Consider the following 19,780-nt stretch of genomic DNA (forward strand, 5'->3'; position numbering starts at 1 on the left):
CCAAAAGCTAAGTATTCTCAATCACCACCAAAACAGAATCTTTTTGCACGCAATCCCCCATAGACACAGCAATATGCTTGATTACACCATCAAAGGGAGCTAGGATCTCGTGCTCCATTTTCATTGCTTCTAAAATCGCTACCATTGCACCTTTTTGCACGCAATCCCCCACAGACACACACAGCTTGCTTACCACCCCTGGCATGGGCGATTTGATAAGCCCTGATGGATCAGAGCTCTCAAAATTAGGCGCAACGGGCGTAGTAGGCTCTGGCGTGCTAGCTGGCAATTTTGAGGGCAAAGCTTGATTGCATACGATATTTTGAGTCTTATTGCCAATTTTAAGTGTCATATTTTGTATCTGATTTTGCCCCATCTCTTCTGTATGATTTGCCCCACAAAATATAACTTCATAATTTTTACCATTGACACACACCTCAAAAACCTCAGGGATTTGGGTATTGCTATGATTTTGACTCTTGCTTGTTGTGCTTTGTGATGTTTCTGTCAGAGGTTCAGGAGTGAGATTCCCTGCGTTCCGTTCTTGTAAAAATACCTTAGCCACTGCTGGAAGTATCGCATAAGAAATCACATCTGTAGGGCTTTTAGCAAAGTCTTTGCAAGCTTCTTTGGCTGCCAAAAGCTCATCAGTCAGCAAATCAGCGCTCCGCCCCCTAAATATCTCCTCTCCCTCGCTCAAGACCTTTTCTTGAAGCATTGCACAAATGGGTGCGGGCGTCTTGCCATAAAGCCCTTTGATAAGGTTTTTAGACTCTTTGGTGAGATGTTCATAACGATTTTTAGAGAGTATATTCAAAAGGGCTTGCGTGCCGATAATCTGGCTTGTTGGGGTCACAAGAGGTGGATAGCCAAAATCTTGACGCACAGAGGGGATCTCAAGCAAAAGTGCATCGATTTGTTCTAAAGCGTCTTGTTCTTTGAGCTGTTGGGCGAGATTAGAGATCATCCCACCAGGGATTTGGTTCAAAAGGACGCGTGTGTCTATTTGGTTATAGCTAGATTCAAATCTTTTGTATTTGCTTCTTTTTTCTCTCAAAATCCCTGCGGCCTCTTCCATCAAAGAAAGATCAAGCAAGGTATCATATGGCGTGCCTTGCAAGGCTGCGACCATTGATTGGGTGCAAGGGTGGCTAGTCCCCTCTGCAAAGGCTGAATTAGACAAATCCAAAATATCCACCCCCGCTTCGCAAGCTTTCAAATGCGCTCCAAAAGCAAAACCCGCTGTTGCGTGCGTGTGTAAGCTAATGAGCACTCCCACTTCTGCTTTGAGCGCTTTAATCAATTCAAACGCCTCCATTGGGCGCAGCAAGCCTGCCATATCTTTGATCGCTAGGCTATCACAGCCCATTGCAACAAGCTCCTTAGCATACGCGACAAAAGAAGCAATCGTATGCACAGGTGAGGTGGTGTAGCAAATTGCCCCTTGGACGTGCTTATTTTGCTTTTTGATCGCTTCAATAGAAGTTTTGAGATTTCTTGCGTCATTGAGTGCATCAAACACTCTAAAAATATCAATCCCTGCCTCTGCACTCAAAGCAATAAATTCTCTCACAACATCATCTGCATAATGCCGATAGCCCACGAGATTTTGCCCCCGTAATAACATCTGCAAAGGCGTGGTCTTAAAAACCCCTTTGAGGGCAGCCAAGCGCTCAAAAGGATCTTCTTTTAGATAACGCAAGCAAGTATCATAAGTCGCCCCACCCCAAACTTCCACGCTATAAAATCCCACTGCTTCAAACAATGCTGCAGCCTCTAGCATATCTTGTGTCCTCAAACGCGTAGCTATCAAAGATTGATGTCCATCACGCAAGCTATTTTCAGTAATCTTTATCATTTCCCTATCTCCTTTGTTTGGTTTGTTTTGTTGTTATTTGATGATACCACCTTTTAGCTTGGTCTATACGAGCTGATAAACCAAGGTAGTCGTGTTGTGATGGCTATCTTTTTTGGCTAGCCTTGCCCCTTGTATTTCAAGCCTCTCTAGCTGCATTTCTATCCTCTCTGGCTCCATCTCCTCTATTCTTTCTCCCTTCAAAGAGCTCATTTCTAAACTCAAAGCCCTCAGATATAGCCCACGATAATATTTAGCATAATGGCTGATTTTTTTGCCATCTTGATAAAACTCTATACGGATATTTCGCCCCTTTAAAGGATAAGCCTTGATATAAATCTCTGCCCTAAGGTCTAAAATCAACGCATCACCCAAATAAACATCAATGATGGGAGCAAGCCTTTTATAGAGAGTCTGCAAACTAAAATCTTGGAATTTAAAATTTTGATTGCATTTATAAAATGCTAGCTTGTCACTCGCACGCACCAACCCAAAAAGATTGCTACAAATCAGTGTATGCCCTAGCACATATTCTTGCGCCCTCTGGGGTAAATTCTCAAAATCCAAAGCCTTATAAGACACCCCATCATAAAGTCGTATCGCTTCTATTGTGCTAGTCTTGCCTAAATGCGTGCATAAAAGCAATTCATCCATAGCACCTTGAGAGCCCAAATGCTTAAAACCTAGCATTTTAGCTATGATTGTATCATCTTGATTCAAAAGCTCCCTATAGCGTGCGATATGTGCTCTCAATGCCTCCCCTTTGGAGGGTAAATCATCTAAAAAGCTAAAATCTGCTTGTGCCCTAGATATTTCAGTGTGCCTTTTGCCCTCACTTGGACTGAATAATATTTTCAATTTATGCTCCTTTTGGTATCATTATACATATTTTTTTAGGAGTTCAAATGAATCAATTGGCTTCCATTATCCATATCATCAACGCAATCTACCTCTGGCTGATCGGTTTAGGTATCGGTGCGTTGGTTATCTCTGGGGCGATTGTCGCGCCTGTGATTTTCAGTGCGTATTCTTTTTTGCCTGATTTGAGTATCACGCAATATGAATCAGGGATTTTGATGACACAAATTTTCATTAAACTCAATGTCTTGCTCAACTCCTTAGCGATTGTCATTATTATTTATGAGCTTTTGGCGTTTAAATCCTCTTTTAAGCCCTCTGTGTTTCTTTTGGTTGTCAATGCTTTGAGCGTGGTGCTGATTTTTGTCTTCACGCTTTATTACACCCCGCATATTTTAGAAGCCCAAAATATGGGTGCTGCCTACACAGCCACACCCGAGTTTGAAAGTATGCACACACAGAGTGAATTTCTATTCAAGCTTTTGCTAGCCACTTTAAGCATTTCTTTTCTCTATCGTATCACCCTCCTTTCACGCAAACCAACCCAACAAGCCAGCAAAAGCACTCCCAAAACATCTCGCAAAAAATCCTCTTAGTCCCTTGACTTGGGGATTTTAAAGCTCCACTCTTTTTTAATGCATATGGCTTTTATAAATTATGAGTTATGAGTTGACAGATAAAATCAATATCTGCAATTTTTTTGGGTGAAAAAAAGAGAGAGGGGACTGATATTTTAAAAACAGGCTGATTGTTTTAAAATTGCTGATTGTCTTAAAATTTATATGACCTGATATGGCCTTGGCCTTTTAGGCCTTGGGGCGAAAGGCTTTGATATTTTCTTCACGCACTTCTATATAGCCCCCACCGATGAGGTCGATACAATAAGGGATAGCAGGAAACACTGCTTCTAAACACTCTTTGATACTCTTGGGCTTGCCAGGGAGATTTAAAATCAAGGTTTTTCCTCTAATACCTGCTGTTTGTCGAGAAAGAATAGCCGTAGGGACATATTTCAAGCTATTTTGACGCATGAGCTCTCCAAAACCAGGTAATATCTTCTCGCAGACATTTTCTGTGGCTTCAGGCGTGACATCTCTTGGGGCAGGGCCTGTGCCGCCTGTAGTGACTACAAGGTCGCATTGACTCTGATCGCAGAGCTTGATGAGTGTGTCTTCGATTTGGGATTGCTCATCTTCAATAAGATGATAGATATAATCCAATGGATTGGCAATGTATGCATACAACACTTCTTGGATAGCCTTCCCGCTCAAGTCCTCATAAACCCCACTAAACGCCCTATCGCTAGCGACAACGATACCGATTTTTATCTTATCCATTGATTTCCTTTCCAAATTGGTCGATCCATTTTAGCACCTCTTTGGGGTTATTGAGATCTAAAATAGGCATACAAGGGGGCAAGCAAGCCGTATCTGTAGTCTGATCGACAGCAAAGGCATTGCTGAACTCGATATAAGAAGTATCGATAATTCCTCTAGCGACACAAATCCTTGGGAGTGCTAAAGACTTTAACCCCTCAACTAAAATATAATCTTTATGTGCAAACACTCGATAAAGCCACTCAAGGCTATCAGAGTTATCATCTTGATGGGCGTGAGTGGCTTGATGGGCTTGATGGGGCAAATGCGATGGTGGACGTGCTATCGTGTGGGTCATGATGGTTGTTTGGGTCGGTGAGATAATAGCCACATCAGCGTGGGCTTGGAAAAAGCGATGGCTATCCTTGCCCTCTGTGTCAAAAACTGCCTTCCCCTTAGGATCGTGCTTGCATACAGCAACTGCAAAAGTCGGGCTCAAAAGATAAGCAAGCTTTTCTATCAAGGTCGTCTTGCCACTATTGCTATTCCCTGTGAAAGCTACGATTTTTGACATCAGGACAAAATCCCACTACCGGGCAAAAGATGGCTTCTTTCTTGGGCATAAATCCTTTGATTGCCCTTGAGGTCATATTTCCAAATCGGAGCTTTATGCTTAAAATCCTCAATAAACTCTCCATACAGCCCTAAAGCTGGCTTGCGTTGCTTGGATAACACAGCAGACATATATGAACTTTGCGTATTATAGACATCACCCCTAGCGTGTGCCATTTTCAGAATTGCCCCAACTTGCAAAGCCCTTTCTTGCCAAGCTTTAAACCATTGCAAAAAAATCGGCTCATAGACATCAAAACTCAAGCCATCAATCCCGTTTTCTTCTCGCACAATCCCCACAAACAGACAAAACGCTCCGAAATTTTTCTTAGCAGCTTCCACTTCCCATCTCTGATAAATCTCCATAGTCGGCAAAGCACCCTCATAAATTTCAAGCATTTGCATTGCCTCAAAAGACACAGCTTGCTCTAGTATTGCTTTGACCCCCACAAACAGGAGGCAAGACAACAACCCGATCGCCATCTTTTAGAGGTGTATCAAGATCTTCTATCAAAACATCATTGAGCGCTAAAGCACTCATAGGCAGCCATTTAGCGATACTAGGGATTGCTTGGAGCTTGGCTTTGAGCTCTTTGAGCGAAGTGAGCTCTAATTCCATCTTTTTCTCTGCTATAGGACCTAAAAATTCCACCACTACCATCGCAAACTCCTTTTAATTGAGATGTTTAAAAAGCAAAATATCAACTTCACTGCCCTTTTTGAGATCAGTGCCATTTTCTTCTAGCACCATCAAGGCACAATCCCCGCACAGATTATTGATCACAGAGCTTTGGAAAATATGCTTAGAAGAAAAATGCACCCAATAGCGTCCTTCTCGGATTTCAAGATCGCACACACGAAATTCCATACGCGTATCTGAGCGATACACATCTGCACCCAAAAAGGCTTTGAGAAAATGATGGGAATATTTCCGTCCAAACAATTTGGCAAAAATCACGCTCCCAAATAGATAAAAAGTCAATGCACTCGAATTGGGATACCCCGGCAGTCCAAAAACGGGCTTTTTTTGGTCGTGATGGTGATAGATTGCGTAAGTTACGGGCTTACCGGGCTTGAGCCGCACGCCTTTGAAAACAATTTCACAGAGTTGGGCTAGCGATACTTGGGTGAAGTCATAATCCCCCATACTCATGCCCCCACTCACTAATAACATATCGCAGTCTTTGAGGGCTTGGGTAAGCATTGCAGTGATAGCGTCCTTATCATCAGGCATTATGGGATACAAAAGGGCTTCCCCACCCATTGTATGCACCAAGGCTTTTAAGAGATGGTTATTCACGCTACGCACGCAATTGACCCCCTTGGCCTCCTCGCCAACTTCAACCACCTCTGCCCCACCGCTCAAAATAGCTATTTTAGGCTTCCTATAAACCTCCACAAACACCTGATTGAGATCGGCCAAAAGCCCTATTTCATAAGCTCCTATTTTTGAAGAAGCCTTTAAAAGCACTTCGCCTTGATGGTAGTTTTCTCCAATATGCCGCACCCAATCGCCCTTTTTGGGGCGTGGAGCGTGGGGAGCTAGGAATATTTTGCCATCTTTTTGCACGATTGATTCGACAATGACAATTGTATCGCTATTTTGGGGCATTCTAGAACCTGTGAAAGTCTTGATAGCGCTTTGAGGTATGAGGGCAAATTCTTTTTCTTCTCCAGCGGGATTGACCCCCACTAAATGCAGCCCTTGAGTCTGGAGATAGTCGATATCAGCCGCATTGATTGCATAGCCGTCCATACTCGAGGTTTCAAATCGGGGCATATGATTTCTAGCGCACACCCCACTTGCCAAAGTCCGACCTAGGGCATCGCCAAAAAATATTTTTTCCTTACCCACAGGGGCGATGGACTCATTTTGGAGGATTTCAATGGCTTGAGAAAAGCTGATATTTGTTTTCATTGTTGTTTCATTTCAGAGCAAATGCCCTAGTTTGGACTTTTTTGTCGCTAAATATTTTTCATTATAGCAGTTGCTAGGGACAATGATACTATCACGGATCACTTCGACATATTGACCCATCGCTTCTATTTTTCTGGGGTTATTGGTGAGTAGATGGATTTTCTTGATACCATAATATTTCAAAATCTCACCAACGATAGAATAATCCCTATTATCGCTTTTAAACCCCAACGCTTCATTGGCCTCAACGGTGTCATAGCCCTTATCTTGGAGGGCATAAGCATTGACTTTATTGAACAAACCAATCCCCCTGCCCTCTTGACGCAAATACACCAGCATACCACCTCGCCCGTTTTTGCTCTCTTGGGCGATTTTCTCCATTGCAAGGGCTAGCTCCCCCCCACAATCGCACTTTTGAGAGCCAAAAACATCGCCTGTCAAACACTCTGAATGCACTCGCACAAGAGGGACTTTCGGTAAGTTTTGAGTAAAAATGACTAAATGCTCTATAGGGCATTTGCAATCTTTCTCCATACGCAGCTCCCTAAAAGACTGAATCAAAAAATCCCCAAAACGCGTAGGAAGCTTAGCTTGATGGGAAACTTCAAGTTTTTCCAAAAAATATCCTTTAGTTTTTAGTTTCTTACAATTATAGCCAAATCAAGACTACTTTTGTAAGTGCTTTTTATAGCATAAAATACCCACAGAAAATTAAAGGAACTTGAAAAATTTATATAAAAACTCGCAAAATAGGTGGTTTTAGAGGAAAAAAATGTATCAATGTTTAGAATATGATATGCAAGAGAAAATGGAAATGGTGGCCGCGATTGGACTTGAACCAACGACCACTACCATGTCAAGGTAGTGCTCTACCAACTGAGCTACGCGACCTTAAAAACTAAGCTTGGCATTTTACTATAAAAACAATAAAAAAACCTTAAGAATTCAGCTCGTGATAATGTTTCAAGTAAATTTGATGCATTTGTGATTGGAGCTGCTCATACCAATCTGTCCCCTCCTTGGGCTCAAAAGCCTCTAAAAGCACCATTCTAGCAGTATTTTGAGTGGATTGGAGCGGTTTGGTATTGTAGATTTTTCGGGTATTGATAAGCACGATAGGCTGGATTTTGAGATGAAACTTTTCTGCAAGAAGCTTAGCACCGGGCTTAAAAGGTAAAAAATTCTCCCCTCCCTTGCTCCTTGTGCCCTCTGGGAATATCACCAAAGGTCGGGACTGCTCGAGTTTTTCCTTAGCGTGTTTGAGTAAAAATGCTAAGCCCTTTTTATCTTCTCTATCAATCAATATCATCTCTGGACCTTTTAGAGCATACCCATAAAAAGGGATATCGCCCAGCTCCTTTTTTGCTACCCAGCAGATATTTCTAGGGTGGAAAGCCTCAAGACAAATGATATCGCTCAAACTCTGATGGTTCATCACAATCATTGTAGCAGTTGTGTCAAACTCCCCGATTTTCTGAAGCTTGAGCCCTGATAATGCAAAGAAAAATCGGCACCATCTCCTGCAATGTCTAGCATTTTGCTTGCCTTTTTCAAAAAAGATAGCACAAATAATGCACGCCAATCCCACACCAATCAACAATGTCATATAAATAGCTCGTATTTTACCGAACATCATCTTTTCTCACCCAGCCAATCCTGTCATCTGCAGTCATGATTTTATAATATTTCCCGTGCTTGCCAATAATTTCTACTTGAGTGTTGGACTTTGTCGTTTCAAGAATCGTAGAATTGTGCGTGGGCAAAATGCGTATTTGCTTGTTGCTAAGCAATACGGCTTGATGGACAGAAAAAATATTCCAAAGCAAATATATCAAAAACACAACAAAAGCAGCCAAAAAGACCTTTTTGCGTCGCCAGAGAAAATAACAAACCACTGAAGCAGCCATCAAAACGATTGTGACTAGATTGCTAAAGATTAAAAAATTATTTTTAGGCTTGATATCATCTTGTGTGCTGATAGTATCATCAACAGGGACAATGGGTAAGGTGATATTTTTGAAATGCTTTTCCTCCAAAGAATAATACTCAAAAGAGATATTTTGAATATGCTTAGGGATAATGCAATAATAAATACCATCAGAGTGTGTGTCCCCAAAATGCGTGCTTTCAAAGCCCTGTTTTTGGATATCGGGCAGTTTGAAATCTTCCAAATTGGAATGGTCTGCTTCCATCTCAAATACCAAAATATTATTAGCATCGTCATAAATCTTTGTCTTATAGCCGATGATACGAAATTTATCTGCCAATACGCCCACATAGTCTTTGTTTTGATATAAATCAATGGCATTGAGCTTGATAGCAGGGGCACTAGAAGAATCAGTATAATCGCCATCGCTTGAAACAGCAATCACTCGCAAAGAGGGGATAACAGCGTCAGTGGATTTGATTTTATAGCGATAGATAGCTTGATATGAGCCATCACTTGCGAGCTTCCATTTGGTATCAGGGTTTTTTAAAACAATCTTGCTAGTATTGATCCCTCCTATAAATTCTGTGCCAGAAAATCTCGCGTTAGAAAAAAGAAGTAAGCTATAAGTGATGGGGATAGTTTCGCCAACATAGACAGGCTTATTAGTGTATTCTTCGGCATTGAGAGCTTTTACATAGATGATTTTTGCGCGCTCTTCTTGTGCGTGCAAGACTCCTAGTGTCAGCGCTATTAAAGCAAGCAAAATGCGCAAAAAAATCTGCATCCATTTTCCCTTTTAAAGCAAAGAGCGCAGCATTGCTAAGCCATCGACTCCACCGAGCAATGGCTCTATGGCGCGTTCTGGGTGGGGCATTAGACCAAAAACATTTTTTTCTTGATTGCAAATACCTGCGATGGCTTCAAGTGAGCCATTGGGATTGGGGCTATAACGGAGCAAGATTTGGCCATTAGCTTCCATAGCACGCAATGTCTTTGCGTCTGCATAATAACTGCCATCAGCGTGCGCGATGGGTAAAGTGATAGTCGCACCACATGAGTAATCAGACAAAAATCGATTATGGGTATCACACACCTCTAGAGTCTGTGGTTTAGAGATAAAGCAAAGCCCCTCATTTCTCTTGAGCGCACCTGGCAAAAGCTCTGCTTCTGTCAAAATCTGAAATCCATTACAAATCCCCAAAACAAGCCCCCCATCTCTAGCATAAGCAATCACTTCTTGCATGATTGGAGAAAATCTCGCAATAGCCCCACTCCTCAGATAATCTCCATAGCTAAACCCACCAGGAATCACCACTAGCTTTGTGCCTTGAGGGAGAGTCTTTTGCTTGTGCCAGATAATTTGGCTTGGCGCACCCAAAATATCCCTATAAGCATACTGCATATCCCGCTCGCAATTTGTCCCTGGAAAGCACAAAATAGCGACCATTTCTCAGTCTTCCTTCTCAATAATTCGATAGTCTTCTATCACGGTATTTGCCAAAAGCTCTTCGGCCATAGTTTTGCCCATAGCAAGAGCTTTTTGCTTATCATCGTGTGCAAACTCAAGAGTAAAGTTTTTGCTTAATTTTAAATCTGTAACTTCTGTGAAACCCAAAGTCTGCAATGCGTGCATGATTGCCTTGGCTTGAGGGTCTAAGACCCCATCTTTAAGGCTTGTGTTGATGGTGATTTTCATATTGCCCTCTCCTAGTTGGTAATGCGCCTTAAGACTTCCTCATAGGCCAATTTTAGGTTGCCTAGGTCTTGTCTGAAGCGGTCTTTGTCTAGCTTCTCATTAGTATCCATATCCCAAAACCTACAGCTATCGGGGCTGATTTCATCAGCAAGGATAATATTCCCCTCCCCATCTCTGCCAAACTCAAGCTTAAAGTCGATCAATCTGAGATGTTTAGCTGCAAAAAAATCTTTCAAAAAAGCATTGATTTTCTTAGCTTGCGTGCGCAAAAAGTCCAATTCTTCTTGGTCTTGTGTGATACCGAGTATCTTGCAGTGCTCATCATTGATGATAGGATCGCCCAAAGCATCATCTTTATAATAAAACTCCACAAGCCCAAAGGGCAGCACACTGCCTTCTTTGATACCCAAACGCTTACTCAATGAACCTGTTGCTACATTGCGACTCACGACCTCAATAGGGATAATATCCACTTGCTTGCATAGAATATTTTGTGTATCAAGTCTTTTGATATAGTGGGTCTTGAAGCCATTTTTTTCTAGTAATTCAAAAAGCAAAGAACTGATTTTGCAATTCAATGCACCCTTTCCTTGCTCGCTCCCCTTTTTTTCGGCATTAAATGCTGTGAGATCGTCTTTAAATTCAGCAATCAAAATACCCTTTTCCTCGGTGGTATAAAGCCTTTTGCCTTTCCCCTCATAAAGCATTTTTACTTTTTTCATATCCCGACCTTATTTTTTATTCGGTGTTTTGATGATATTCCAAGCCTTCAGCACATCAATGGCAGTTTTGAGTTGGATATCTCGGTTGATGTCTTGTTGTGTGAGGCTTTTTTGCTCTTGATCTTTTTTGGTTTCAGATTTTTTAGTATCTTTTTTGTTGCTCGCAGTATCGGTCTTTTCTAGTTCATTTTCTAGGTGGTTTCTCAAGTCAGCTTCTTTGATTTCAAAGCTACTTTCATTTTGAGGAACAGCCCCAGGATGCACGATAATATCGGGCTTGATACCTACAGCTTGTATTGTCCTACCACTAGGGAGATAATATTTTGCAGTCGTGAGCTTGATAGCTTCAGTTTTATCAATAGGCAAGACAACCTGCACGCTACCCTTTCCAAAGGTATCTTCACCAACAATCAAAGCTCGGTCATTATCTTGCAAAGCCCCTGAAACAATCTCACTAGCACTCGCTGTCCCCCCATTGACAAGCACAACAATCGGCAAAGTAGGATAAGGAGCTTTGCCATCGGCTTTGTATTCGATATTTTCTTCTTTGATCTTGCCTTTTTGAGAAACAATCACGCCATTTTTGATAAACAAATCTGAAAGCTCCACAGCCTGATTGAGTAGGCCACCTGGGTTATTACGCAAATCAAGGACAATCCCCTCAATCGCTCCTGCTTTTTTGAGCTCACTGACCACGCTTTCAGTCACATTTTTATCAAAAGAATTGACTCGGATATAAAGGTATTTGCTCCCATCGATTTTCCTAGCGTGCACAGACTTGACTCGGATAATATCGCGCATGATATCAAAATCAAGAGGTTTGTTTTCATTTTTTCTCACGATAGTGAGCTTCAAGGAGGTTTTTGGCTTGCCCCGCATGATATTGACTGCATCATCAATAGTCATATTCAAGGTGCTTTCACCATTGATTTTTAAAATCACATCTCCAGCTTTGAGCCCTGCTTTGCTCGCTGGGGTGTCATCAAGTGGTGCGATGATGGTAAGCACGCCATCTTTCATACCCACAGTGATCCCCAAACCACCAAATTCACCATCTGTCTGGACTTTTAATTCTTTGAATTTTTTCTCAGTCAAATACGCTGAATGGGCGTCTAAATTGGATAAAAGCCCCTCAATTGCCTTATCTACAATCTCATTGATCCCTACATTATCGACATAATAGGCTTCGATTGTGTTGATGACTTTGGTGAGCTTGTTGTAAGCTTCTATTCTTTGCTGCTGGGAGGCAACACTATTATCTTTGGCTTCATCTTTGGCATAAAGTCCATTTAACACTAAGGACACGCCCAAAAATGACGCAAGCACGCCAGAAACAAAAAATTTATTCATCTCATTTTCCTGTATTTGCTGAAAGTTGTTTTTAATGAACTTAGGATTTTATCTAAAAATTCATTATTTTAATCAAACAAACAAGCCTTTTAGCTCAATTTGAAAAGTTTTAGCATAATTGAATAAAATAACTTGACATTATTAGACTAAACTTATATAATACTCGACATATAAAATTTTATCCCATTATGACAAGGAGCGTTCATGAATTTATTTGAAAAAATGACCCACCAACTCAAAGAAACTCTGGATCAAGGGGTTTCTTTAGCACTTTATGGTAAAAATCAAGAAGTCGATACAGCCCATATTATCTGGGCAATGCTCACAAACACACAATCGATTCTCAATCAAGCCCTCAATAAAATGAATATCGATAAAATCGCCTTAGAGCTTGAAGCCAAAAGCCTCACAGACAAGCTGCCTAAAAGCTCTCATATCGCCAAAGAAAGTATCACACTCAGCAAATCACTCCAAGATGCGCTCCATCAAGCAGAGGGAATGAGTGCAAAAAATGGCGATAAATACATTGCTGTAGATACTTTTATCATCGCTAATATCAAGTCAGAAGCGTTCATGCAAGTTTTTGGCAAATATATAGATACAAATGAACTGAAAAAAACCCTAGAAAGCATACGCGGTGGGGCAAAGATACAGAGTGAAAATGATGATTCCAATCTGGAATCTTTGGAAAAATTTGGTATCGATCTCACTCAAAAAGCCCTAGAAAACACTCTTGATCCTGTCATTGGTCGTGATGAAGAAATCTCAAGAATGATGCAAATCCTTATCCGCAAGACCAAGAACAACCCGATCCTCCTAGGAGAGCCGGGTGTAGGGAAAACTGCAGTTGTTGAAGGGCTCGCGCAAAGAATCATCAAAAAAGAAGTCCCAACTTCTTTGCAAAACAAAAAAGTCATTGCCCTAGATATGAGTGCCTTAGTCGCTGGGGCTAAGTATAGAGGAGAGTTTGAAGAGCGTCTGAAAAAAGTGATCGAAGAGGTAAAAAAGGCTGGAAATATCATACTCTTTATCGATGAAATCCATACCATCGTAGGGGCAGGCGCTTCTGAGGGCAGTATGGACGCAGCTAATATCTTAAAACCTGCACTTGCACGGGGCGAGCTCCATACCATCGGGGCAACCACTCTGAAAGAATATCGCAAATATTTTGAAAAAGACGCTGCCCTCACAAGGCGATTCCAACCCATCACGCTCAATGAACCCACCATCAATGAAGCTTTGCAAATTTTGCGTGGTCTAAAAGAAAAGCTTGAAGCCCATCACAATGTCAATATCACAGATTCAGCCCTCATAGCAGCTACCAAGCTTTCTAGCCGCTATATCACAGATAGATTTTTGCCCGATAAGGCGATAGATCTGATTGATGAAGGGGCTGCTGAGCTCAAAATGCAAATCGAGTCTGAACCCACAGAACTCTCTCAAATCAAAAGACAAATCCAACGTCTTGAAGTCGAAAAACAAGCCTTGAATATGGAGAAAAAAGAGAGCAACCAAGCAAGGATCGAAGAAATCCATAAAGAGCTCAGCGACGCCAATGAAGAAAAAATCCGTTTGGAAGCACAATTTGAAAATGAAAAATCTGTATTCAAAGAAATTGCAGGGATTAAAAACGATATCGATACACTCAAAAGAGAATCTGAGCTAGCCAAACGCAATGGTGATTACAACAAAGCTGCAGAAATCGATTACAGCAAAATCCCTCAAAATGAAGCCAAAGAAAAAGAGCTCAATGCCAAATGGGACAAAATGCAAGCGCATGGCACATTACTCAAAAACGCCGTAACAGAAGAAAGTATCGCTGGTATCATCAGTCGCTGGACGCAAATCCCTATCAAAAAAATGCTCCAAAGTGAAAAAGAAAAGATTTTAGGCATAGAAGATGCTTTGAGAAAAACCGTGGTGGGGCAAGATACAGCACTCAAGGCGATTGCAAGAGCGATCAAACGAAACAAAGCAGGTTTGAGCGATGTGAGCAGACCCATTGGAAGCTTTTTGTTTTTAGGGCCTACTGGGGTGGGTAAGACCCAAAGTGCGAAATCTTTGGCACATTTTCTTTTTGATAGTGATAAAAATCTGATCCGTATTGATATGAGTGAATATATGGAAAAGCACGCTGCTAGCCGATTAGTCGGGGCACCTCCAGGGTATGTGGGCTATGAAGAAGGCGGGCAGCTTACAGAGGCAGTGCGGCGAAAACCTTATTCTGTAGTGCTTTTTGATGAGATTGAAAAGGCGCACCCTGATGTATTCAATGTCTTGCTCCAAGTCCTTGATGATGGGCGTTTGACGGATAATAAAGGGGTGAGTGTGGATTTTAAAAACACTATCATTATCCTCACAAGCAATATTGCTAGTGATAAAATCATAGAAATCTCTGATACCACCGAGAGGGAAAAGGCTGTCCGTGAAGCACTCAAGCAGTATTTCAAGCCTGAATTTTTGAATCGTTTAGATGATATTGTGATTTTCAATCCCTTGAGCTTGCAAGGCATTATTGAGATTGTCAATATTATGTTTGAAACAATCGCTAAAAAAGTTTCTGAAAAAGGTATCACACTCCAGCTCACACAAAAAGCAAAAGAATTTATCGCTAAAGTCGGCTTTGACCCTGTGTATGGTGCAAGACCACTCAAAAGGGCTTTGTATGAAGAGGTCGAAGACAGGCTTGCAGATCTCATCTTAGAAGACAAAGTCAGCGAGGGGAGTATCGTGCGATTTGACTTCCAAGATGGAGGTGATGGAGATAGTGGAGGTATTATCCCCCAAATCACTCAGGTCTAACCTCTCTCTCACTCCCTCCCTCTCCCTCACACCACTCCCCAAAAAACCTACCTTCAAGCCATCAAAAAAGAGAGGGGGGGGGTTGTGTCGCCTATAGCTTTTGCAATCATTTGGCATTATAAAAGTGCCATATATCTATTTAAGGCTTGCTTGCAGTCTTATCCAAAGCTTAAAGCTTGCAAAAACCGAATAAATTGATTGTATTTTATTTGCTTTTATGAACAAATACTTTACAATTCCCCATCTCAATCAGACACTGGAGGCAGTAATGGGGTTTTTGGATCGATTTTTTCAGCTCAAACAAAACCACACAAATATCAAAATCGAAGCCCTAGCAGGCTTTACAATATTTTTGACAATGCTTTATATTATTCCTGTAGGCTCTCAAATCCTCTCACAAGCAGGCATGCCAAAAGATGAACTCATCACTGCAATTTCACTAGTCACAGCCCTAGCCACCTTACTCACAGGCATATGGGCAAATACTCCTGTGGCTATGAGCGTGGGAATGGGGCTAAATGCTTATTTTACCTATGGACTTGTCCAAGGCATGGGGCTAAGCTGGCAGCAGGCTTTGGGGGCAGTGTTTTTATCGGGTGTGATATTTTTAATCATTTCATTTACAAGGCTTAGAGTTTGGATCATGCAAAGCATACCTAAAGACCTCCGTTTTGCCTTGTGCGCTGGGCTTGGGGCGTTTATTGCAACGATTGGTCTGAAATCTTTGGGCTTTATCACCATCACGCCCTCAGGACTGATGACTCTAGGAAATCTCAGCTCTCCACAGATTTTGATGGGTATTTTTGGTGTGATTTTAATGCTTTTGTTACACACCCTTAAAGTCCAAGGGGCATTTATCATAGGGATTTTGGCTTGCAGCCTGATTGCTTGGATTTTAGGATTTGCCACCACCCCATCAAAAGTCCTCTCCATGCCCTCAAGCATTTCAGGGATCGCCTTGCAATTTGACCTTGCTGGTGTGATCCATATCGCACTGATTCCAGCTATTATCGCCCTTTTGATTACAGATTTGTTTGATTCTTTGGGGACTCTAGCGGGCGTGGGAGCAAAGGCCAATATGTTTCAAGACACAAGTGGCAAGGACAAAAAACTAGAAAAAACTCTGCAAGTTGATGCGATTGCAACAACAGCAGGTGCAGCATTCGGACTATCAACAACGACAGCTTTTTTAGAAAGCTCTGCAGGGGTGGCCTCAGGTGGGCGCACGGGCTTGAGTGCTGTTTTTTGTGCGATTTTCTTTGCACTGACTTTGTTTTTTCTCCCTATTTTTAGTGCGATCCCTGATTATGCAATCTATCCGACTCTGATTGTGGTGGGGGCATTGATGTTTGCTGAAATCAGGCATATCAATTTCCAAGACCTCCCCATTGGGTGTGCGAGCTTTTTTACGATTCTTTTAATGCCTTTGAGCTCATCGATCACTACAGGCTTAGCAAGTGGGTTTATCGTCTATGTTTTGATGTGTTGTTTCCAAAGACAATGGCAACGTATCAATATGGGTATTTTGATTTTGTTTGCTATCAGCGTGATACCTTTTGTATTTCAAAACTGATTATTTCTCTCTTTTGAGGGTATAAAACTCCAGATTAGCGACCTTTTTGCGTGATATTTTCCCCTCATGCAATAATATTTCCAATCGCTCCAATGTCGCTTTTTCAAACAAAATTAGAGCCTCGCTCACACTCACAGGTCGCCTAGCGATAAATTCAATCAGTGCTTCTTTGGAGTATGCTAGCCCCATAAAATCCATATCTTGCTTCCGTAATGGCAAGCTCACATACATTCCCTCAAACTCCCTAGCAATCATTGATAACTGCTCATAGCTGAGTGCGTTTGCCTTATGGGCTGGGGGTCTATCGATTGTGCCAAGGTCTATGCGACTCACAGAAATTTGCTGTAAGAATTTTACAATCGATTGGATATTGCTTGCTGTGTCATTGACCCCCTCGACCAAGAGCACTTCAGCGACAAGCTCTCCGTGATAAATCTTAGCAAAATCCCTGATTCCCTCAAGTATCCCCCCCAAAGAAATATCCCTATGGGGTCTATCCACACGCAAAAAGCTCTCTGTATCAGCCCCATCTAAAGAAAACTTAACAATATCAAACAAACACAAAGCTCTCTGCACTTCCTTATGGCCAAATCGAGAGCCATTGCTTAAAATCAAAGTCGCTACATTTGATGGCACATAGGGCTTGATAGCTTCCATGAACTCAAACAAATACGGATAAAGCGTGGGTTCGCCATTTGCTGTGATGGTTAAAACATCGATTTTTGGATTTTGACGCAAAGCTTTCAAGACACTTTGAACTAAAACTTCAAGCTCTAAGACCTCCTCCATCTTTGCCATCGCCCTCTTTCCCTCTAGCTCACAATACAAGCAATCAAAATTGCACTGCTTAGCACTCGGTGAGAGATCCACGCCTAAAGACAGCCCAAATCTGCGGGATATGACAGGCCCAAATACAATATTTTCCATCGTTACATTTCAATCCTGTGTTTGCATTTGATACACTCGCATATATTTTTGCCCCTATAGGTTCTTTGTGCCATCATATAGCCACACTCTGGGCATTTTTTTTCTATGGGTTCGTGGTTGGAGATAAAATTACATTGGGGATAATTCCCGCAACCATAAAACGCCCCTCGCCTACTCTTACGCAGCAAAATATCTCCCCCACACTCTGGGCATTTGACCTCTAGGGATACTTGGGCTTTGCCAGAGGGGTTTTTCAAAGATTTAGTATTCTTGCACTCAGGATAACCACTGCAAGCAATAAATTCACCATTTCTGCCACGCTTTTTTACCATTGGCTTCCCGCATTTCTCACACAGCTCCCCACCCTCTTCTACTGGAGTCTGTGGGGACTCTTGGGGTTGGATATATTTGCATTTTGGATAACCACTACAAGCGACAAACTCGCCATATTTCCCGCTTCTTTTGACTAATTCTTTGCCACATTGGGGGCAGAATTCGCCTGTAGGAACGATGACTTTTTGTGAGGGGATATGGAGCTTGCCATCTGTGATTTTTTGCATAAAAGGTTCATAAAACTCTATCAATACTTTTTGCCAATCTGCCTTATTTTGTGCAATATCATCGAGTTTATCTTCCATACTCGCACTGAATTTTGCATCAACAATTTCATTGAAATACACCTCAAGCATTTCCACGACCTTAAAAGCACTCTCTTGGGCAAAAATCTGCTTTTTTTCTACGATGATATATTCTCGATTTTGCAGCAATGAAACCGTGGGAGCATAAGTGCTAGGCCTGCCGATCCCCAAGCCCTCTAAGGTCTTAATCAAAGAGGCTTCAGAATACCTAGCAGGCGGCTCTGTGGTGTGCTGATTGCTCTGGATTTCTTCTAGCTTGATGGGAGATTCTGGCATTAAATCAGGCAAAAGCTTGTCTTTATCTTCGCTCCCTAAAAGCTTATAATACCCATCAAAAATGAGCTTGCGTCCGCTAGCCTTGAATACACCTTTTGCACATACAAATGTAATGCTCTGGCTTTCAAAAACTGCATCCACCATTTGAGAGGCCAAAAAACGATGATAAATCAAAGTATAGACCCTGAGTTCATCGGGCTTGAGATAGGCCTTAGCAATCTGTGGAGTAAAGGCAACATCAGTAGGACGGATTGCCTCGTGGGCTTCTTGGGCGTTTTTGCTCTTGGTGGCGTAATTTTTGGGCTTTGGGGGCAAGTATTCCTTGCCAAAATCAGACAAAATCTTCTCTCTTGCACTCTCTTGGGCTTCTTGAGCGATATGAAGACTATCTGTTCGCATGTAAGTGATCACGCCCATCACGCCCTTATTAGTTTCTACGCCCTCATAGAGCTTTTGGGCGATACTCATTGTCCTAGATGGTGAATACCCCAGCAAACTAGAAGCACTCTGCTGCAAGGTCGAGGTCATAAAAGGTGGAGGCGTGGGAGATTTTTTTGTTTTTTTCAGAATCTCGCCGACTTGATAAGAAGATTTTTTGAGTTCTTCTAGCATACTCTGGGCTAATTTTTTATCCGTAATGCCTTGTTTTTTGAGCTTTTCCCCCTCATAAACTGCTAATTCTGCTTGGATCCCTCCAGAAAAAAGTGCATCAATGGTATAATATTCCACAGGCACAAAAGCCCTGATTTCTCGCTCTCTATCAACGATAATTTTCAAAGCCGCACTCTGCACCCTACCAGCTGAAAGCCCCCTATTGATCTTGCTTGAAATCAGCCCACTGAGTTTAAAGCCCACAATCCTATCTAAAAGCCTTCGCGCTTGTTGTGCATTGACCTTATCCATATCGATATTTCTAGGAGATTTTAGAGCATTATTGATAGCTGTTTTTGTGATCTCATGAAAAACAATCCTAGGAAAGCTCTCCACATCTCTGCCTATGGCTTGCGTGATATGAAAACCAATGGCCTCTCCTTCTCTATCCTCATCAGTAGCGATATAAGTCACCTTAGCCTTTTTAGCCAAAGAGGTGATTTTTGCAACAATATCTTTATGGTCTTTATCGATTTTATACTCAGGGATAAACTCCCCTTGCTCGATTTTGATACCAAAATGAGATTTAGGCAAATCCCTGATATGCCCCTTAGAAGCGATAACTTCAAAATCACTATTCAAAAAATTTTTAATAGTTTTGGCTTTAGCGGGGGACTCTACGATAATCAAATTCTTCATCTATCTCTCTTTATCAA

At 41.8% G+C, this 19,780-nt stretch carries 19 protein-coding genes and 1 tRNA gene; 3 read left to right on the top strand and 17 right to left on the bottom strand.

Features of this window, described 5'->3' with window-relative positions:
• Positions 1 to 7: 7 nt before the first annotated feature.
• On the bottom strand, positions 8 to 1,858 hold the full coding sequence (locus BKH46_RS00990; protein ID WP_095224949.1) for a pyruvate/oxaloacetate carboxyltransferase: 1,851 nt from the start codon (positions 1,856 to 1,858) through the stop codon (positions 8 to 10).
• Between the two features lie 63 nt (positions 1,859 to 1,921).
• Positions 1,922 to 2,713, bottom strand: coding sequence for a peroxide stress protein YaaA (gene yaaA / locus BKH46_RS00995; protein ID WP_095224950.1), 792 nt, complete (start codon positions 2,711 to 2,713; stop codon positions 1,922 to 1,924).
• A 47-nt stretch (positions 2,714 to 2,760) separates the two neighbouring features.
• On the opposite strand from yaaA, the gene BKH46_RS01000 reads away from it, so the two are divergent.
• Positions 2,761 to 3,309 carry a DUF4149 domain-containing protein gene (locus BKH46_RS01000; protein WP_095224951.1) on the top strand — a complete coding sequence of 183 codons (549 nt, stop codon included), beginning with the start codon at positions 2,761 to 2,763 and terminating at the stop codon, positions 3,307 to 3,309.
• A 210-nt stretch (positions 3,310 to 3,519) separates the two neighbouring features.
• On the opposite strand, the gene mog is transcribed toward BKH46_RS01000, so the two are convergent.
• From mog to BKH46_RS01065, 13 genes are all read right to left on the bottom strand, one after another.
• Positions 3,520 to 4,050: a molybdopterin adenylyltransferase gene (mog, locus tag BKH46_RS01005; protein WP_095224952.1), complete on the bottom strand. Its 531-nt coding sequence runs from the start codon at positions 4,048 to 4,050 to the stop codon at positions 3,520 to 3,522.
• Positions 4,043 to 4,603 (bottom strand): molybdopterin-guanine dinucleotide biosynthesis protein MobB, encoded by a 561-nt coding sequence (locus BKH46_RS01010; protein WP_095224953.1) that lies wholly within the window; start codon positions 4,601 to 4,603, stop codon positions 4,043 to 4,045. The genes mog and BKH46_RS01010 overlap by 8 nt, the downstream gene beginning before the upstream one ends.
• Complete coding sequence (locus BKH46_RS01015; protein WP_095225036.1) at positions 4,603 to 5,040, bottom strand: molybdenum cofactor biosynthesis protein MoaE; 438 nt, start codon at positions 5,038 to 5,040, stop codon at positions 4,603 to 4,605. Before BKH46_RS01015 ends, BKH46_RS01010 begins: the two co-directional genes overlap by 1 nt.
• 10 nt (positions 5,041 to 5,050) lie before the next feature.
• A complete protein-coding gene (locus tag BKH46_RS01020; RefSeq protein WP_095224954.1) occupies positions 5,051 to 5,302 on the bottom strand; it encodes a MoaD/ThiS family protein in 252 nt (83 codons plus the stop codon).
• A 12-nt stretch (positions 5,303 to 5,314) separates the two neighbouring features.
• Entirely contained in the window at positions 5,315 to 6,559 is a 1,245-nt protein-coding gene (locus tag BKH46_RS01025) for a molybdopterin molybdotransferase MoeA (protein WP_095224955.1), read from the bottom strand.
• Between the two features lie 12 nt (positions 6,560 to 6,571).
• Complete coding sequence (gene ribA, locus BKH46_RS01030) at positions 6,572 to 7,177, bottom strand: GTP cyclohydrolase II (RefSeq protein WP_095224956.1); 606 nt, start codon at positions 7,175 to 7,177, stop codon at positions 6,572 to 6,574.
• A gap of 197 nt (positions 7,178 to 7,374) precedes the next feature.
• Positions 7,375 to 7,450, bottom strand: a tRNA-Val gene (locus BKH46_RS01035).
• A gap of 46 nt (positions 7,451 to 7,496) precedes the next feature.
• The gene (locus BKH46_RS01040) at positions 7,497 to 8,192 is read right to left on the bottom strand and encodes a lysophospholipid acyltransferase family protein (RefSeq protein WP_095225037.1); all 696 of its coding nucleotides are present in this window, start codon (positions 8,190 to 8,192) and stop codon (positions 7,497 to 7,499) included.
• Positions 8,182 to 9,273 carry an SH3 domain-containing protein gene (locus tag BKH46_RS01045; RefSeq protein ID WP_095224957.1) on the bottom strand — a complete coding sequence of 364 codons (1,092 nt, stop codon included), beginning with the start codon at positions 9,271 to 9,273 and terminating at the stop codon, positions 8,182 to 8,184. The genes BKH46_RS01040 and BKH46_RS01045 overlap by 11 nt, the downstream gene beginning before the upstream one ends.
• 12 nt (positions 9,274 to 9,285) lie before the next feature.
• The gene (gene purQ, locus BKH46_RS01050) at positions 9,286 to 9,936 is read right to left on the bottom strand and encodes a phosphoribosylformylglycinamidine synthase subunit PurQ (RefSeq protein ID WP_095224958.1); all 651 of its coding nucleotides are present in this window, start codon (positions 9,934 to 9,936) and stop codon (positions 9,286 to 9,288) included.
• 3 nt (positions 9,937 to 9,939) lie between these two features.
• Entirely contained in the window at positions 9,940 to 10,185 is a 246-nt protein-coding gene (purS, locus tag BKH46_RS01055) for a phosphoribosylformylglycinamidine synthase subunit PurS (RefSeq protein WP_095224959.1), read from the bottom strand.
• An 11-nt stretch (positions 10,186 to 10,196) separates the two neighbouring features.
• Positions 10,197 to 10,907, bottom strand: coding sequence for a phosphoribosylaminoimidazolesuccinocarboxamide synthase (purC, locus tag BKH46_RS01060; RefSeq protein ID WP_095224960.1), 711 nt, complete (start codon positions 10,905 to 10,907; stop codon positions 10,197 to 10,199).
• A gap of 9 nt (positions 10,908 to 10,916) precedes the next feature.
• A complete protein-coding gene (locus tag BKH46_RS01065) occupies positions 10,917 to 12,257 on the bottom strand; it encodes a S41 family peptidase (RefSeq protein WP_095224961.1) in 1,341 nt (446 codons plus the stop codon).
• A gap of 204 nt (positions 12,258 to 12,461) precedes the next feature.
• Here BKH46_RS01065 and BKH46_RS01070 point away from each other — a divergent pair, with 204 nt between their 5' ends.
• Together BKH46_RS01070 and BKH46_RS01075 are read left to right on the top strand one after the other, a co-directional pair.
• Entirely contained in the window at positions 12,462 to 15,059 is a 2,598-nt protein-coding gene (locus BKH46_RS01070) for an AAA family ATPase (protein WP_095224962.1), read from the top strand.
• Between the two features lie 268 nt (positions 15,060 to 15,327).
• A complete protein-coding gene (locus BKH46_RS01075) occupies positions 15,328 to 16,632 on the top strand; it encodes an NCS2 family permease (RefSeq protein ID WP_172402513.1) in 1,305 nt (434 codons plus the stop codon).
• On the opposite strand, the gene BKH46_RS01080 is transcribed toward BKH46_RS01075, so the two are convergent.
• Together BKH46_RS01080 and topA are read right to left on the bottom strand one after the other, a co-directional pair.
• Positions 16,633 to 17,559, bottom strand: a complete 927-nt coding sequence (locus tag BKH46_RS01080; RefSeq protein WP_095224963.1) for a radical SAM protein — start codon at positions 17,557 to 17,559, stop codon at positions 16,633 to 16,635.
• Between the two features lie 2 nt (positions 17,560 to 17,561).
• Complete coding sequence (topA, locus tag BKH46_RS01085) at positions 17,562 to 19,763, bottom strand: type I DNA topoisomerase (protein ID WP_095224964.1); 2,202 nt, start codon at positions 19,761 to 19,763, stop codon at positions 17,562 to 17,564.
• Between the last annotated feature and the right edge of the window lie 17 nt (positions 19,764 to 19,780).

Origin of the sequence: Helicobacter sp. 12S02634-8, assembly GCF_002272865.1 — a bacterium.
Lineage (GTDB): Bacteria > Campylobacterota > Campylobacteria > Campylobacterales > Helicobacteraceae > Helicobacter_J.